The sequence below is a fragment of the Sorangium sp. So ce124 genome, assembly GCF_051525235.1.
GTDB lineage: Bacteria > Myxococcota_A > Polyangia > Polyangiales > Polyangiaceae > Sorangium > Sorangium atrum.
Genome location: NZ_CP150312.1, coordinates 639,724 through 655,198, shown reverse-complemented (window position 1 = coordinate 655,198; position 15,475 = coordinate 639,724). Strand labels below are relative to the sequence as shown.

Annotated in this window: 11 protein-coding genes; 9 read left to right on the top strand and 2 right to left on the bottom strand. The window is 74.2% G+C overall.

The window, feature by feature from the left end; genetic code table 11:
- The first annotated feature begins 64 nt into the window (after positions 1-64).
- The 4 genes from WMF19_RS02405 (at position 65) to WMF19_RS02390 (ending at position 5,270) form a co-directional block, all read left to right on the top strand.
- Positions 65-1,135 carry an AAA family ATPase gene (locus WMF19_RS02405; protein ID WP_437897614.1) on the top strand — a complete coding sequence of 357 codons (1,071 nt, stop codon included), beginning with the start codon at positions 65-67 and terminating at the stop codon, positions 1,133-1,135.
- Positions 1,132-1,914, top strand: coding sequence for a hypothetical protein (locus WMF19_RS02400; RefSeq protein WP_437897612.1), 783 nt, complete (start codon positions 1,132-1,134; stop codon positions 1,912-1,914). Before WMF19_RS02405 ends, WMF19_RS02400 begins: the two co-directional genes overlap by 4 nt.
- Positions 1,915-2,116: 202 nt before the next feature.
- Positions 2,117-3,775 carry a helix-turn-helix domain-containing protein gene (locus WMF19_RS02395; protein ID WP_437897610.1) on the top strand — a complete coding sequence of 553 codons (1,659 nt, stop codon included), beginning with the start codon at positions 2,117-2,119 and terminating at the stop codon, positions 3,773-3,775.
- Between the two features lie 67 nt (positions 3,776-3,842).
- A complete protein-coding gene (locus WMF19_RS02390; RefSeq protein WP_437897608.1) occupies positions 3,843-5,270 on the top strand; it encodes a glycosyltransferase family 39 protein in 1,428 nt (475 codons plus the stop codon).
- 40 nt (positions 5,271-5,310) lie between these two features.
- On the opposite strand, the gene WMF19_RS02385 is transcribed toward WMF19_RS02390, so the two are convergent.
- A complete protein-coding gene (locus tag WMF19_RS02385) occupies positions 5,311-6,333 on the bottom strand; it encodes an OmpA family protein (RefSeq protein WP_437897606.1) in 1,023 nt (340 codons plus the stop codon).
- 163 nt (positions 6,334-6,496) lie between these two features.
- On the opposite strand from WMF19_RS02385, the gene WMF19_RS02380 reads away from it, so the two are divergent.
- The 3 genes from WMF19_RS02380 to WMF19_RS02370 all read left to right on the top strand — a co-directional run bounded on the left by WMF19_RS02380 (position 6,497) and on the right by WMF19_RS02370 (position 10,230).
- Entirely contained in the window at positions 6,497-7,450 is a 954-nt protein-coding gene (locus tag WMF19_RS02380; protein WP_272097532.1) for a LysM peptidoglycan-binding domain-containing protein, read from the top strand.
- Entirely contained in the window at positions 7,447-8,691 is a 1,245-nt protein-coding gene (locus WMF19_RS02375; protein WP_437897604.1) for a serine/threonine-protein kinase, read from the top strand. Before WMF19_RS02380 ends, WMF19_RS02375 begins: the two co-directional genes overlap by 4 nt.
- Before the next feature lie 93 nt (positions 8,692-8,784).
- Positions 8,785-10,230, top strand: coding sequence for an Ig-like domain-containing protein (locus WMF19_RS02370; RefSeq protein ID WP_437897602.1), 1,446 nt, complete (start codon positions 8,785-8,787; stop codon positions 10,228-10,230).
- A 3-nt stretch (positions 10,231-10,233) separates the two neighbouring features.
- On the opposite strand, the gene ftsH is transcribed toward WMF19_RS02370, so the two are convergent.
- On the bottom strand, positions 10,234-12,093 hold the full coding sequence (gene ftsH / locus WMF19_RS02365; RefSeq protein WP_437897600.1) for an ATP-dependent zinc metalloprotease FtsH: 1,860 nt from the start codon (positions 12,091-12,093) through the stop codon (positions 10,234-10,236).
- A gap of 274 nt (positions 12,094-12,367) precedes the next feature.
- On the opposite strand from ftsH, the gene WMF19_RS02360 reads away from it, so the two are divergent.
- Both WMF19_RS02360 and WMF19_RS02355 read left to right on the top strand, forming a co-directional pair.
- Complete coding sequence (locus tag WMF19_RS02360; RefSeq protein ID WP_437897598.1) at positions 12,368-13,327, top strand: DUF58 domain-containing protein; 960 nt, start codon at positions 12,368-12,370, stop codon at positions 13,325-13,327.
- The gene (locus tag WMF19_RS02355) at positions 13,324-15,447 is read left to right on the top strand and encodes a VWA domain-containing protein (RefSeq protein WP_437897596.1); all 2,124 of its coding nucleotides are present in this window, start codon (positions 13,324-13,326) and stop codon (positions 15,445-15,447) included. Before WMF19_RS02360 ends, WMF19_RS02355 begins: the two co-directional genes overlap by 4 nt.
- The last annotated feature ends 28 nt before the right edge of the window (positions 15,448-15,475 follow it).

The window sequence follows — 15,475 nt, the reverse complement described above, 5'->3', positions numbered from 1 at the left end:
TGGAAACGCCGCGCGGGTGCGGTCTTTTCTGTCAGCCGCTGCCCGGCGAGCGTAAGACTTGGGCGTGATCACCTCGGTGAGGATCGAGAATCTGCGCGGCATCCGCGCGGGATCCATCGAACAGATGACGCCCCTCGTCGTGCTGGTCGGACCGAACAGCTCGGGGAAGAGCACCGTCCTGGATGCATTGCTCATCGGGGCAGGGCAGAAGCCTGCGTCGAGCGCGGGTTACGCCGTACGACGCAGGGCCGGCCTGCGGCACGGCGCGCGCTGGCTGCTCTGGCGGGGCGCACAGGAGAGCCACGCGACCATCGTGGTACAAACAGCGGCGGGAAGAGCCTATGGCCGCACGATCGTGTGGTCGGAGCAGGCTCTGGGCGAGAGCCTGCGTCGGCAGCTCTCAGAGAAGGGCGCCGAACACCCCTTCAGCACCATCGAGGTCGGCGCCAAGCCGGACTCTTCCCTCATTTCCTGGGACTTCCCGCCCTTGAAGCAGGAGCCTACCTCCTGGGATCACGCGGGCGGGGTCGCTTTGGTCGCGGCTGACAACACGTACGTCTCCACGGAGTCGCGGGACGAGCAGTCCCCCCTCGACGTCTGGATGGTCGACACGCGCTTCGGGCACGCCCTGTCCGAGCTGTACTCGCGCATCGCGGAGCGCGGCCGCAGGCAGGCCGTTCGGGATCTCGTCGCGGCGATCGTCCCCGGGCTCGAGGTCATCGAGATCCTGACGGAGCACAACGACCCGAGGCTCCACCTCACGTTCGCCGATTCGAGCGTGCCGGTCGCGCTCGCGGGCGATGGCGTCCAGGCGCTCGTCCGCCTCAGCCTCGAGCTCGCCTCCCGCCCGGGCGGGACCGTGCTCCTCGAGGAGCCCGAAGCGCACCAGCACCCTGCCGCGATCTGGGCCAGCGCGCAGGGCATCGTGGAGGGCGTCCGGCGCGGGCTTCAGATCATCCTCTCCACACACAGCCTCGAGCTGCTCGACGCGCTTCTGAGCGCGCTGAAGGATGACGAGCTCGGCCTGCTATCGCTCTATCGGCTCAGGCTCGTGAACGGCGAGCTGAGGCAGAGCCGGCTCGAAGGGGGCGAGGTGCGCCTCTCGCGCGATGCCATCGGAGACGACCCGCGATGAGCGCCCCCGTCGAGTCGGTCGTCCTCTGCGAGGGCTACCATGACCGGGCGTTCTGGGCCGGCTGGCTCGTGGAGCGCCTAGGTTGGACGGACGCGCGCCCGCGCCGCGAGAACGGGACCTACGACATCGCCCGGGATCCATTCGGCAAACCTGTGACCCGTGGGGATTTCGCTTACCGCACGCCTTCCGGTCGTTTTCTGCGCGTCCGTCCATGCCACGGCGACAGTCAAGTGCTCGCTGTCATGAAGACCCGGCTCCGCGAGCGGACGACAAACGGCCTCCGGCGGCTCGCCGTCAACCTCGACGTCGATACCGACGCAGCGGAGACGAACGGCGCACCGCAACGTGAGGCGGCGCTCAAGTCTGCGATCGAGCGCATCGTTGCGCAGGAAGACCCAAGCTGGTCGCGCACCCCGGACGGCGACCTGTGCCTCGACGGCGGAGCGACGCTCGTGTCGTTGGTCCTCTGGTCCGCGAGCGATCCCCCAACCCCGGAGCTGCCGCCGCAGCAGACCCTGGAACGCCTCGTCTGCGCTGCGCTACGTGCCGCCTACCCCGACCGCGCTGCCGCCGTGGGTGTGTGGCTCGCGTCCCGCCGCGACCCACCTCCGGCGACCCCGAAGGAGCACGCCTGGTCTCACATGGCCGGCTGGTACGCCGCCCACAACTGCGACGACTTCTTTCAAGCGGTGTGGCGAGCGCCAGCCGTCGCCGCTGAGCTCGAAACCCGCCTCCGCGCCTCGGGAGCCCTGCAGGCCGCCGCGGCGCTGGACAGCTGATCCCGCCTTCTTCGGGCCGATCTGCCAGAGTTTCCGCTCGACGTGCGGCTGGCTCGCGCGCCGGCGCAGAGCCCCGGCGACGGCGACGCTGATGGCCGCGCGCGGCGCGTGCTAGGAGGGACACGCGCCGCGAGCCGCTCGCATCCGCTCGCCGCCGCACCATCCCGCCCGCGCACCACCGCGCGCCGCACGAAGAGGAACCTTGTCCAGCTCCGGTGAGTCCTACCCTCCGCCGCGCTATTCGACCCTCCCGCCCGGCTCGGCGGACGACGATCTCCCCCTGCCGGGCGAGATCACCTCGTTCTCCAGCTCGCGATCCCGGCGCGTGATCGCCGTGGGGGGCGGCCGCGGGGGCGTGGGCAAGGCGACGCTCGCGGTCAACCTGGGGGTGTACTTCGCGCAGCTCGGGCGCGACGTGATCATCATCGACACCGACGCCTACAGCCCGGGGCTGCACGCCGCGCTGGGGATCGAGGCGCCGCCGCTCGTCACGCGCGAGGACATCGAGGAGGGCAAGGCCGAGCCGATCGCGACCACGGTGCCCGGGCTCCGGCTCGTCCCGACCGCGTACGACCCGATGACGGCCACGCCGCACCGGCCGAGCCGCGCCGCCTACTGGATGAAGATGATCCAGGAGCTCGACGTCGACTACGTGATCGTCAGCCTCGGCGCGGCGACCGGCTCCTCGACGCTCGACCTCTTCCTGCACGCCGACGTCGGCATCTGCGCCACCACGCCCGAGCCGCTCGCGGTCGAGCACTCCTACCGCTTCTGCCGCGCGCTCTACCAGCGCACCTTGCGCCGGGCGCTCATGAAGGAGCGCTTCAAGATCCGGCTCGTGGAGAAGGTGGCCGCGTCGCTCCCGCCGCTCGCGACGCCGCGCGACTTCATCATGGAGGTGAAGCGGTTCGACGAGGGGGTCGCGTCGCTCGCGGCCGCGCAGCTGCCGCGGGTGAAGCCCCACCTCGTGGTCAGCCAGACCCGGCACCGCTCGGACCTGGAGCTCGGCCCCGCGATGAGCGCCGTCTCGGAGCGCTTCCTCGGCATCTCCCTCGACTACCTCGGGCACATCGAGCACGACGACGCGGTGTGGCTGACCGCGCGCCGGCGCCAGCCGCTCCTCATCGACAGCCCGACGTCGAAGAGCGCGCGCAACCTCGAGCGCGTGGCCCGGCGCATCCTCGCGCTGCTCGCCGCGCGCGACTCCCGCCCGGCCGAGGCGCACGCGCGCGCCCTCGCCGCCGCATCGAAGAGCGCCGCGCCGCTGACGCTCTACGATGCGCTCGGCCTCGCGCGGACGGCCGCCGACGACGAGATCCGGCGCGCCTACAAGCGCCAGCGCGACACCTACCGGGAGGGGAGCCTGCCCGTCGTCAGCGTGCTGAGCCCCGCGGTGCTCCAGAAGGAGCAGGCGCGCATCGAGGAGGCGCACGACACCCTCCTCGATCCGGTGCGCCGCCGCGCGTACGATCTCTCGACCTACCCGGACGATCCGCGCACGCAGCTCGGCCCGGTGCGAGCCGAGAACGCCGCCGCCGTGGCCGAGCTCGCCATGCTCCAGGCCGAGCTCGCGCGCGAGATCAACGCCGAGACGCAGTTCAGCGGCGCGCTGCTCCGCAAGGTGCGCGAGTCGCAGGGGGTCGAGCTCACCGACATCTCCCAGCGGACCAAGATCTCGCTCGCGCACCTCCAGGCGATCGAGAACGAGGCGATAGGCGACCTGCCAGCGACCGTCTACGTACAGGGATTCGTTCAGGAAATTGCCAAGTACCTGCGGCTCGATCCGGCGCAGGTGGCGAAGACCTACATGCGTCGCCTGCGCGAGATCTCCGCGGGTTCGCGCGCCAGGCCGCATGGCTGAGGCGGAGCGCGCCAGCGACGGGGCGGCGCGACTCGGACGTGGGCGCGGCGGGCGCGGCGGGCGCGGCATGTCAGAGCGCGCCGGCGGGGATCTCGCGTTCTCGGCGCTCGCGTTCGCGCTCGCGCTGCTGCCGCGGCTCTACGTGGCGATCGCGTGGGCGCGCGAGCCCGTGTGGGACGGCCATTACTACGATTTCGGCGCGCGCCGTATCGCCACCGGGCTCGGCTACTCGGACGATCTCATCGTCGGGGGCCAGGCGGTCTGGCATCCGTGGTGCCATTATCCGGTCGGCTACAGCGGGTTTCTCGCCCTCGTTTACAAGCTGTTCGGCGCCGGGCCGCACGTGGCCACCGTGGCGAACGCGGTGACCGGCGCGCTGATCGTCGTCGTGGTCCACCGCCTCGCCCGGTACGCGACAACGCCGGCGCGCGCCCGCGTCGCGGCGCTCCTCGCGGCGCTCTCGCCGGGGCTCATCCTCTATGCGGCGCTCCTCATGACGGAGCCGCTCGCGGCGCTCGGCCTGGTGACGGCGCCCTGGCTGCTCGCGCGCGACGCCGCGCGGGGTCGCCCGGCCCGCGGCGCGGTCCTCGCGGGCGTGGCGCTCGGGCTCTCGGCGCTGGTGCGGCCCCAGAGCCTGCTCTGCGCGCCGGCCCTGGCGCTGCTCTCGTGGCGGGGCGCGGGCGGGGCGTCCGCCGCGTGGAGGCGCGGCGCGCTCACCGCGGCGCTCTCGGCCGCGACGGCCCTCGCCGTGGTGGCGCCGTGGACGATCCGCAACTGCCGCGTGATGGACGGCTGCGCGCTCGTCTCGACGAACGGCGGCTGGAACCTCGCCATCGGCGCGTTCCCGCGCGCGACGGGCCGCTTCGAGACGCTGCGCGCGGGCGACGGCTGCCCGATCGCCCGCGGCCAGGTGGCGCAGGACCGCTGCTGGATGGCCGCCGGGCTTCAGTGGATCAAGGATGATCCAGGTCGCTGGCTGGCCCTAATCCCGAGGAAGCTGGGCTTCACCTTCGATCACGAGTCGTTCCCGATCGGCTATCTCGGCGAGGCGGACCCTGGGGCGTGGCCCGAGGAGCGGCGCGCGGCGGGGCGCCGCGTGCTCACGGCGTCGCACCTCGGCCTGCTGTCCGCCGCGGCGCTCGGCGTCGTGGCGATGCCGCGGTGGAGGCCGCGGCGAGAGCTCGCCGCGCAGCTCCTCGCGCTCGCGGCGGTGCTCGGGCTGGTCGCGCTCGGGGTGTTTGGCGACGGGCACGCGTTCTGGCCGCTCGCGGTGGCGATCCCGCTGATCGCCGCGCTGCCGCTGCCGGGCCGGCCCGCGAACGGGGGCGTCGTCGGCTACCTCGCGTTCGCGGTCGCGTCGGTGGCGCTGACGCACGCCGTGTTCTTCGGCGAGGACCGGTATCACATGGTCGTGACGCCGGCGCTGTGCATCCTCGCGGCGTGCGCGCTGCGGCGTGGCGAGGCGGCGGCTGCGGGGCAGGCGGGCGATCGGTGATGTGACGCAGGCGGCGCCCGGAGGTGCTGGAGGCGACCCGTCAGGGCTTTGGCGCCGCCCCGCTCGGGCCGCCTGCTTTTTCCTTCTCCAACGCTTCCTGGTCCATCACCAGGCCGATCTCGATCCGCCGGTTCTTCGCCCGCCCCTCCGCGGTGGCGTTCGTCGCCGCCGGCGCGAACTCACCGTATCCAGCCGCGGACAGGCTCCCGGGCGCCATGCCCTCCGCGATCAGCGCCTGGACCACCGCCACAGCGCGGGCCGCCGACAGCTCCCAGCTCGACGGGAGGCGCGCGCCCTTCGCCTTCTTGCTCTTCGCGTCGCCGCCGTCGTCGGTGTGCCCGGCGACCTGGAACCTGTGCTCCGGCATCGTCCGCAGCACCGCGGCGATCTCGGCCAGCACCGCGCGCCCCTCGCGCCGGATCTCGGCCTTCCCCGCGGCGAAGAGCGTATCGCTCGGCACCTCGATCACGAGCTGCCCGGCGCGGAGCCCGACACGGACCTTCCCCGCGGCGACGGCGCCCTTGAGCCGGTCCACGGCGTCGCGGATCCCGGCCGCCCGCGCCTCCGCTGCGGCCTGCTTCCGGCGCAGATCGTCGAGCTTGGCCCGCGTCTCCGCGAGCTCCGCCGACAGGCTGCCCCGCTCCCCGGCGAGCTGCCCCACGCTCTGCCCGGCGCTCCGGAGCCGCGCCGAGAGCTCCTCGTTCATGGCGACGAGCTCGTCGAGCCGCCGCGCGAGCCCCGCCTCGGCCGTCGTCGCCTCGGACAGCCTGAGATCGCGCGCCCGGAGGTCGTCCGCCAGGCGCGCCAGCTCCTCCTCGATGGCGGCGACCTGCGCGGACCGCTGCGCGGACTCGGCGCGGGCGCTCTGGGCCTCGGCCCGCGCCTTGTCACCCGCCTCGCGCTCTCTCCGGATCTCCGCGCGTGCCTCGTCGTACAGCGTCTGCCGGACGAGGCAGCCCGGCGTCGCCAGCCCCAGCAGGCCGGCCGTGAGGAGCCGCGCCGCCGCAGGCGAGCGCCGCGAGAGCCACGTCGGGATCCTGCCGGCCGTCGTCGTGTCGTTCATGCGTCGCGCGCACTCTGGCACGAAACGACAGGCGCGACGAAATCGTGGCGAACGTTCCCCGCGCGCCGCCGCGCGAGCGGTCGCGCGCCGTCGCGAGCCGTCCCACAGCGCGCGAACCCCTGGTACCCTCGGCGGCGTGATGCCTCGGCGAGCTTGGTTTTCCGTGGGCGCCCTCGCGGCGACGACGCTGGTCGGCAGCGCCGCGGCGGCGTTCCCGCACGTCGTCCGCGAGGGCGAGACCCTCGCGCAGATCGCGGAGCGCACTTACGGGCGCGTGCAGATGGAGCAGGTGCTCGTCGCCGCCAACGCGCTCGACGCGGGCGCCGGCGTGCCGATCATGCCCGGCCTGCGGCTGGAGGTGCCCGCGCTCGGCCACCACCGCGTCACCGCGGGCGAGACCTGGGCGATCCTCGCGGAGCGGCTGCTCGGCACCGCCGACCGGAGCGACGTCCTCGCGCTCTCGAACGACACGTGGCCCTGGCTCGAGCCGACCGACGGGCAGGAGATCATCGTGCCGTACAACCTGCGGTACGTCGTCGGCCAGCACGACACCCTGCTCACCATCGCCTATCGCTTCCTGGGCAAGCGGGACCAGGCGTGGATGCTCGACAAGTACAACCACCTCAAGCAGGACCCGCTGCGCCGCGGCATGGTGATCCTCGTCCCGCTCACCGATCTGCCGCTCACGGCCGAGGGCAAGGCCGAGGCCGCGAGCTCCGGCGCGCTCGTGCGCTCCGAGGGGGCCGGCCGCGCGCGCGACGCCCAGCGCCGGGTCGACGCCGAGCTGCCGCAGCTCGCCGGCGACGTGCGGAGCGGCCGCTACATCGACGCGGTGGCGCGGGCGAGCCGCCTGCTCGGCTACGGCGATCTCGCCCGGGTGCAGATCGCCACGGTGCAGCGGCACCTGCTCGAGGCCTACGTCGCGCTCGACGCCACCGGGCTCGCCGAGACCGCGTGCGCCGCGTGGCGCGAGGCCGATCCCGCCGCGCGGCTCGATCCCATCGAGCTCAGCCCGAAGATCGTGCGCGCCTGCACCTCGTCGACGGAGCTGCACCTCAGGGCGCCTTCGCCGGATCCCGCGCCGCCGATCCCGGCGGACGCGGGCGGTGGGCGGTGACCTCGCAGCAGCCCGCGCCCGATCGCCTGCCCGCCGGGCACGGCGTCGCGTCGCGGTACACCGTGGAGTCCGTCATCGGCGAGGGGGCCTCCGGCGTCGTCTACCGCGCCACCCGCGACGAGGACGGCCAGCCCGTCGCGCTGAAGGTGATCCACAGGCACCTCTCGGGAACGCCGCAGATCTTCAGGCGCTATCACCGGGAGGCCGCGATCCTGGAGCGCGTCGAGGGCCCTCACGTCGTCAGGATGCTCGACTTCATCGAGGAGGGCGGGCTCCTCGTGATCGCGCTGGAGCACATCGACGGCAGCTCGCTCGAGGAGCTCCTGCGGGACCACGCGCCGATCGAGATCGACGTGGCGATCGAGGTCGCCCTGCAGATCTGCGCCGCGCTCGAGACCGCGCACGCGGCGGGCGTGGTGCACCGCGATCTCAAGCCGGCCAACGTGCTCATCGAGCGCCCCGACGCGCCGCCGGGCGAGCACGCCGCCGCGCCGTCACCTCTCGCGGGCCGCGTCCGCGTTGTCGATTTCGGGCTCGCGAAGGTGGTGCACGGCGAGCAGCAGACGACCGGGCTCACCGAGAAGGACATGATCTTCGGGACGCCGGAGTACATGGCGCCGGAGCAGGTGCGCGGGGAGGACGTCGACCCGCGCAGCGACATCTACGCGCTCGGCTGCATCCTCTACGAGATGGCGGTCGGCGCCGTGCCGTTCAGCAAGCGGACGCCCATCGCCGTGATGACGGCGCAGATCGCCGAGCAGCCGCTGCCGCCGCGCGCCAGCGAGCGCTCCGGGCTCATCTCGGCCGGCCTGGAGGCCGTCATCCTGAGGGCCCTCGCCAAGAGCCCTTCCGAGCGGCACCCGAGCGCCAGGGCGTTCGCCGACGCCCTGCGCGCCTGCCGCGAAGAACGGCGCGTCGTGCACCACACCCCCGCGAGCCTCGCGGACGCCGTCTCGATCACCGATCTCGCGCTCGAGCGGACAGGCCTGGATTACGCCGCGCCCCTCCAGGACGGCGCTTCCGCCTCGGGCGTTGGCCACGTCGGCCAGCCTGTTACGCGTTTGGAGAGCGCGGGGAGCAGGGCGCTCCCCGAACGCGCGGCCGCGGTGGTCCGCGAGACGCCCGCTATCGCTGCACCGACGGCGGGCGGCACCTCGCGTGAGCTCATCCTCTGGATCGTGGTGGCCATTCTCTGTGCGGCCGCCGGCATCGTGGTCGGCACGCTGTTCGGGGCGCGCTAGAGCGCCGCCGAAGCGCAGCTGGGCCGCGCCTGGCGCGCCGCCATCGGGGGTGCGGCTATGGCGTGGAGCGCGAGGATCGTGGTAATCGTTCTCATGCGTTCCTTGCTGTCCGGCGGCGCTGCCCTCGCGGCTCTCCGCTCTGCTCGGCCCCGGCGGCGGCGCGCTCTCCCCTGCGTCGCCGCCGCGCTCGCCCTCTTCGCCCCCGCGGCCGCGTCGGCCTACGACTCGCTCGCCGTGCCGTGCGCGGACGATCCGCTCCATTGCGCGCGGGGGCCGCTCACGTTCCAGCGCAAAGACGCCATCCCGCTCGAGCTCGACTTCGATACAGGCTGGGTCCCGCCGGGCTCACCCCTGCAAGTCAGCCTCGAGGCGGCGGTCTACGCCAACACCCAGGTCTCGTTGAGCGGAGCGCTCGAGGCGTCGTGGCCAGAGGCGCTCACGCTCAAGGCGCCAGGCGCCCCGGACGGAGGCGCGTTCAGCTGCGATTACGGACTCGATGTCAGCGCACAGGGACGCATCAGCATTTCCTTCGTGGGCCAGGACGTCGACTGGACGGGCGATATCCCCTATGTGCCCCAGATCGATCTCCAGGTGCACGCCCGCGAGCAGTTCGACGCGTGGGGCTGGGCGCCGGGCATCACGCTGGAGAGCTCCACCGAGCTGCAGCGCATTGCGTCGGTGTCGCTCGGCGACGTCATCGGCGGCTCGATCCCCGGAATCGACGGGAGGTTCGAGCTCGACGTCGCGATGGACGTCGCGGCCCGCTACACCACCCATCGCGTGGCCATCGAGACGCTCGATCAGGCCACGGTGAGCGGAGGCGACATCACCCCCGAGGGCGGAGCCTCCTCCGTTGACTACCTGGGAGGCCCGTCGGTCGAGCTCAACGTTCGTCCGGAGGGCTCGGTGCGGTACGACGGCACGCTCCACCTCGTCCCCGCGTTCAGCGTCAGCCTGCTGGGCCGCTCCTGGTCGATCCCGCTCGCCGACATCCCGCTCGCCTTCCCGCTCACCGAGCGAGAGTGGGTCTTCGAGAGCGAGCGCGTCCATGTGCCGCTCCCGGACCTCGCGCTGGACAAGCAGGAGATCGATTTCGGCGCCGTGGAGGTGGGGCAGGCCAACGTGGAGCTCGTCCGGCTGTCGAACGCGGGGGAGGCGCTGCTCGATGCCGTCGTGACGACCGACGACCCGGAGAGCTTCGAGCTCGCGGACGCGGCGCTCGGGATCGACCCCGAAACGGCGGTCGACTTCGCGATCCGCTTCGCGCCGAAGGCGAGCGGCGAGCTCGCGGCGACCGTCCTCATCGAGTCCAACGACCCCGACCGACCCGTGCAGAGGATCGCGGTGCGAGGGATCGGCGTCGGCGAGCCCGAGGCCCCGGCAGGCAGCGGCGAGCTCGCGGAGGAGGACGGCGGCTGCGCCTGCCGCGCGGCCGGCGGCGCGCCGCGCGGGGGCGCCAGCGGCGGGGCCTGGGCGGCCGCCGGCCTGTCGCTGGCCGCACTCGCGGGCGGCCTCAGGCGCCGGCGGCGCGCGGGCTGAGGCTCACGCCGCGCTCGGCGGGCCCACGGCGATCTTCCGGCGCGTCGACACGGCCGCGATCTCCGCCAGATCCTCGCCGCGCAGCGTCTCCTTGAGCACGAGCGCATCCGCGACCGCCTCGAGGCCCTCGCGGCGATCGACGAGCAGCTGCTTGGCCTTCAGGTACATCTCGCCGAGCCGCTCCCTCACCTCCTCGTCGACCTCGCGGGCGGTCTCCTCGCTGCACGTGCGCTCCTCCTGGATCACGCCGAGCATCGGCGCGCCGACGGTGCGCGCGAGCGCGGCCAGCCCGAGGCGCCGGCTCATCCCGAGGCGGGTCACCATCTCGCGGACGAGCGCCGTGGCGCGCCCGAGATCGTCGTGCGCGCCGCTCGACACCTGCCCGAGCGCGATCTCCTCCGCCGCCCTGCCGCCGAGCATCACCGTGACGCGCGACTCGATCTCCTGCTCGGTGGCCAGCTGACGCTCGTCGCGGGGCACCTGGATCGTCACGCCGAGCGCGCCGATCGTGCGGGCCACGATGGACACCCGCTCCACCGGATCCGCTGCTGGCAGCGCGAGCGCGACGAGGGCGTGCCCGGCCTCGTGGTAGGCCACGCGCCGCCGCTCCTCCGCGGTCATGATCTGCCCGCGCCGCCGGAGCCCGAGCTGCGAGCGATCGAGCGCCTCGTCGAAATCGGCCTGCCCGATCTCCCTGGCGCCGCGCCGCGCCCCGGCCAGCGCGGCCTCGTTGACGATCTTCGCGAGATCGGCGCCGACCATGCCCGACGTGCGGCGCGCCACGAGCCCGAGATCGACGTCCTTCGCGAGCGGCACCCGCCGCGCGTGGACGGCGAGGATCGCCTCGCGGCCCCGCAGATCGGGCCGATCCACGATGACCTGACGATCGAAGCGCCCGGGCCGCAGGAGGGCCGGATCGAGCACCTCGGGGCGGTTGGTGGCCGCCATCAGGATCACGGTGGTGCGCGCGTCGAAGCCGTCGAGCTCGGCGAGGAGCTGGTGGAGCGTCTGCTCTCGCTCGTCGTGGGTCGCGAGGGCGCCGAGGCCGCCTCGGGTCCTGCCCACGGCGTCGATCTCGTCGATGAACACGATGCTGGGCGCGCTCTTGCGCGCCTCCTCGAAGAGCTCGCGGACCCGCGCGGCCCCGAGCCCCACGAACATCTCGACGAACTCGCTCGCGTTCAGCGAGAAGAACGGCACGTTCGCCTCGCCCGCCACCGCCCGCGCGAGGAGCGTCTTGCCGGTGCCGGGCGGACCGATGAGCAGGAGGCCACGCGGGATCCGCCCGCCCAGCGAGCGGTACCTCGAGGGCTCCTTGAGGAAGTCGACGACCTCGACGAGCTCGTCCTTGGCCTCATCGACGCCGGCGACGTCGGAGAAGCGCACCGGATCCTGCTTGGAGCGATCGTAGATCTTCGCCTTGCTGCGCAGGAACCCGAGCGGCCCGCCGGCCCCCTGCCCCGCCCGCCGCAGCATCATGAAGAACGCCGCGTTGATGAGGAAGAGCGGCAACAGCCAGATCGCCACCTGCATCCACACCGACGTCTGGGGGTTCTTCGCCTCGATGTGGACCTGCTGGTCGAGCAGCGCCCTCACGATCGGCTCGTTCTCGACGCCGGGCAGCCGCGTCACGCGGACCTGCTCCTCCGGTCGCTGCGGGCTGGCGCGGCGGACCAGCTCGATCTCGTCGGGCTTCACGATCGCCGAGGAGATCTCCCCGCGCCGCACCTCGGCGACCGCCTCGTCGTACGGCACGAGCGGGCGCCCTCGTGACCTGACGATCCCGGAGAGGACCAGGATCCCGACCGCGATCAGCAGGTACCCGAGCCACGCGCGCGACGCCGGCCTCTTCTCGTCAGCCATTCCACGGAGCTGATGTGCGGCGGGCATCGCCTCGGCAAGCCCTCGCCCCCGGAAGAACGGGAAAGCCCACGAGAAAGCCGCGCGAGGGAGGGAGCCCAGGAGCGTCCCCGAGCGCCGCTCAGCGCCCCCGGCGCGCGGCTGCCGCGCGTCCGATGCGCGGCAGCCGCGCGTCCGCCCGCGGCGCCGACGCGCCGTTGCCGCGCGTTCACCCGCGGCGCCGGCGCACGGCTGGCGCGAGGTGATCGCCCCGTGGATCCAGGCTAAGAAGCGGACCGTGCCGCTCGCCTCCGACCGCGCCTCGCTCGCCGCGTTCCCCATCGACTGGGGCGGGCTCGCCCCGCTCCGCCTCAAGTCGCGCGCCGTCGCCGAGGGCGTCTACGCCGGGATGCACCGGAGCGTCCGCAAGGGCGCGGGCGTCGAGTTCGGCGGCCAGCGGCCCTATGTGCCCGGCGACGATCTCCGCTTCTTCGATCGCCGCGCCCTGCTCCGCCACGATCGCCTCATGGTGCGCGAGTTCGAGACCGAGACCGATCGCGCCCTGTGGCTGTGCGTCGACGCGACCGCGTCGATGTCCTACCGCGGCCGGCGCGCGCCCGGCGCCAAGCTGGCCTACGCGGCGCTCATCGCCGCGGCCATGGCCCGCGTCGCGCTCGCGACCGGCGACCCCGTGGGGCTCGCCTGGCTCGGCGGCGCCGGCACCCACGGCCTGCCCGCGATGGCGGGGCGCGAGGCGTTCGAGCGGATCGTCGGCGCCCTCGAGGCCACCTCCGCCGCCCAGGACTGGAGCGGCGACGCCGGCGCCGTCGAGCGCGCGCTCGCGCCCATCGCGAAGAAGGCCCGCCGCGGCGCCGTCGTCCTGCTCATCTCGGATCTCATCGATCTTGCTCATGAATCCGGCGCGGCCCCGTCGGGCGCCGACCGCGCGCTCTCCGCGTTCACGTCGCTGAGCACCGGCGGCCGCACGCTGATCGCCCTCCAGGTGCTCGATCCCAGCGAGGCGGCGCTCGACTTCGAGGGCAACGTGCGCCTCCGCGCCCTCGAGGGCGGAGCGGTCGTGGAGGCCGACGCGGGGGCGGTCCGCGCGCAGTACCAGGCGCGCCTCGCCGCCCTGGCCGAGGCCTGGTCGCGGGCGCTCGCGTCGCGCGGCGGCCGCCTGCTCCGCGCGACGAGCGCCGATCCTCCGACCGACGTCGTCCGCGCGCTCGTGCAGGCGATCGCCGAGGTGCGCCGATGAGCTTCGTCACGCTCGGCGCGCTGCTGGTCGCGCTGCTCGTCGGCGCGCCGATCGCCGCGCACCTCCTGCGCCGCCGCCGCGCCGAGGAGCGGCCGTTCCCGCCGGCGCGCCTGGTCCCGCCCACGCCGCCGACGGCGCGGCGCCGGAGCCTCCTCGAGGACCGCGCCCTCTTCGCCACGCGGGCCGTCTCGGTGCTCGCGCTCGCGGTGCTCGGCGCCACGCCGCTCCTGCGCTGCTCGCACCTGTCGCTCAGCCGCAGGGCCGGCGCGTCGGTCGCGCTCGCCATCGTCATCGACGACTCGCTCAGCATGCGGGCGCGCACGGACGGCGCCGAGGGCGACGGGCGGTCGAGCCAGGCGTCCTCGCGGTTCGAGCGCGCGCTCACGGCCGCGCGCGAGCTCGCCAGCGGCCTCGCTCCCGGGGACGCCGCGGCGCTCGTCCTCGCAGGCGCCCCGGCCCGCGTCGCCCTCGCGTCGACCACCAACCTCGCCGCCGTCAGCGAGGCGCTCGCCGCGGCGGCGCCGTCGGATCGCGCCACCGACATCGACGGCGCCCTCGCGCTCGCCCGCGATCTGCTCCGGGGGCTGCCTCAGAGCGACAAGCGCATCGTGCTCCTCAGCGACCTCGCGGACGGCACGCCCGGCGCCCCGCCCATCTCGGGCACCCCCGACATCGCCACGTGGGTGCCGCTCCAGGAGCTCGAGGCGACGGGCCAGGACTGCGGGATCGTGCGCGCCGATCGATCCGGCCAGAAGGCGCGCGTCCGCGTCGTCTGCACCGCCGCGTCGACCGCGGCGCGCGGGCCCGACATCGCCGTCGCGCAGCGAGACGGCGGCGCGGGCGCGCCGCCCGCCGCCGCGGGCTCCGCCGCCACAGGCGCCTCCGCCGCGGCGGGGCGATCCCTCGAGGTGCGCGCCGGCGACGCCGTGCTCGGCAAGGTCGCGCTCGATCCGGCCCTGCGCGCCGAGGAGCTCTCGATCGACCTCCCGGCCGGAGCGCCCGAGATCCTGATCGCCGCGCTCACCGGCGGCGACGCGATCGCCGAGGACGACCGCGCCCCGATCATCTCCGCCGGCGGCCCGCTCTCGATCGCGGTCGTTGTCGACCCCGCGACCACGCACGTCGAGACAGGCGGCCCGCCGCCGCTCGAGCAGGCCCTCTCGGCGCTCGACCTGGACGCGCAGATCAGGCCGCTGCCCTCGGTCCCGGAGCACGCGGACGAGCTCGCCGCGCACGCCGGGCTCATCGTCGACGACGCGCCCGGCTTCACGCCGGAGGTGCGCCGCTCGCTCGCCGCGTGGGTCGAGCGCGGCGGCGTCGCGCTGCTGACGCTCGGCCAGCGCGCGGCCGCGGCGCCGCTCGGCGCCGGGTTCGAGCCGCTGGTCCCCGGCGTCGTCCGCTGGTCGGCCTCCCCGGTGCCCGGCGTGGATCCGGCGACGGCGGGCTGGCTCGGCCCGTCCGCGCCCGGCCTCGCCGACGTCGCCCCGCGCGGCCGGGCGACGCTGGGCGCGGAGGCCTCCGAGAGCGCCGAGGTGCTCGCGCGGTGGGCGGACGGCGCCCCGTTCCTCGTGCGCCGCCCGCTCGGGCGCGGCGTGGTGCTGTTCATGACGCTGCCCCTCAGCACGGAGGAGAGCGACGTCGCGCTGCGGCCCGCGTTCCTGTCGCTGCTCGACGGCTTCGTCGGCGCCGCGCGCGCCCGCGGCGGCGCGCGGCGCCTCGCCGCGGGCGAGGTGTGGACGTTCGACGGCTACCACGACGTCAAGGTCGAGCGCGTGCGGGTAGATCGCGACGGGGCCCCGCAGGGCTCGCGGTCACGCGAGGCGCTCCCCGTCGCCGAGGTCGAGCGGCGCCTGCGCGTGTCTCCGCCGCTCGCCGGCCTCTACGAGCTCACCCTCGACGGAGAGCGCTCGACGCGCGTCGTGTCCGTCCCGGAGCGCGAGATCGACCTCCGCCCGCGGCGCGTCGCCGAGAGCGCCCGCGCGGCGGAGCTGGGCGGCATGGCCGCGTCGATCGACGGGTCGCCCTACGTCGCGCTGCTGCTGCTCGGATTGCTCGCGGTCGAGCTCCTGCTGCGCTCCATCGCAGGGCGGCAGGAGCCGACGGAAGGCCGGGCCAGCTGAGGCCGGCCGCCGCGGGCGCGCTCGCCCG

Excerpts from the sequence above, each read along its gene's own strand:
- WMF19_RS02400 (WP_437897612.1), top strand. The coding sequence starts at position 1,132 with ATGAGCGCCCCCGTCGAGTCGGTCGTCCTCTGCGAGGGCTACCATGAC.
- WMF19_RS02390 (WP_437897608.1), top strand. The coding sequence starts at position 3,843 with ATGTCAGAGCGCGCCGGCGGGGATCTCGCGTTCTCGGCGCTCGCGTTC.
- WMF19_RS02355 (WP_437897596.1), top strand. The coding sequence starts at position 13,324 with ATGAGCTTCGTCACGCTCGGCGCGCTGCTGGTCGCGCTGCTCGTCGGC.
- ftsH (WP_437897600.1), bottom strand. The coding sequence starts at position 12,093 with ATGGCTGACGAGAAGAGGCCGGCGTCGCGCGCGTGGCTCGGGTACCTG.
- WMF19_RS02385 (WP_437897606.1), bottom strand. The coding sequence starts at position 6,333 with ATGAACGACACGACGACGGCCGGCAGGATCCCGACGTGGCTCTCGCGG.
- WMF19_RS02370 (WP_437897602.1), top strand. The coding sequence starts at position 8,785 with ATGCGTTCCTTGCTGTCCGGCGGCGCTGCCCTCGCGGCTCTCCGCTCT.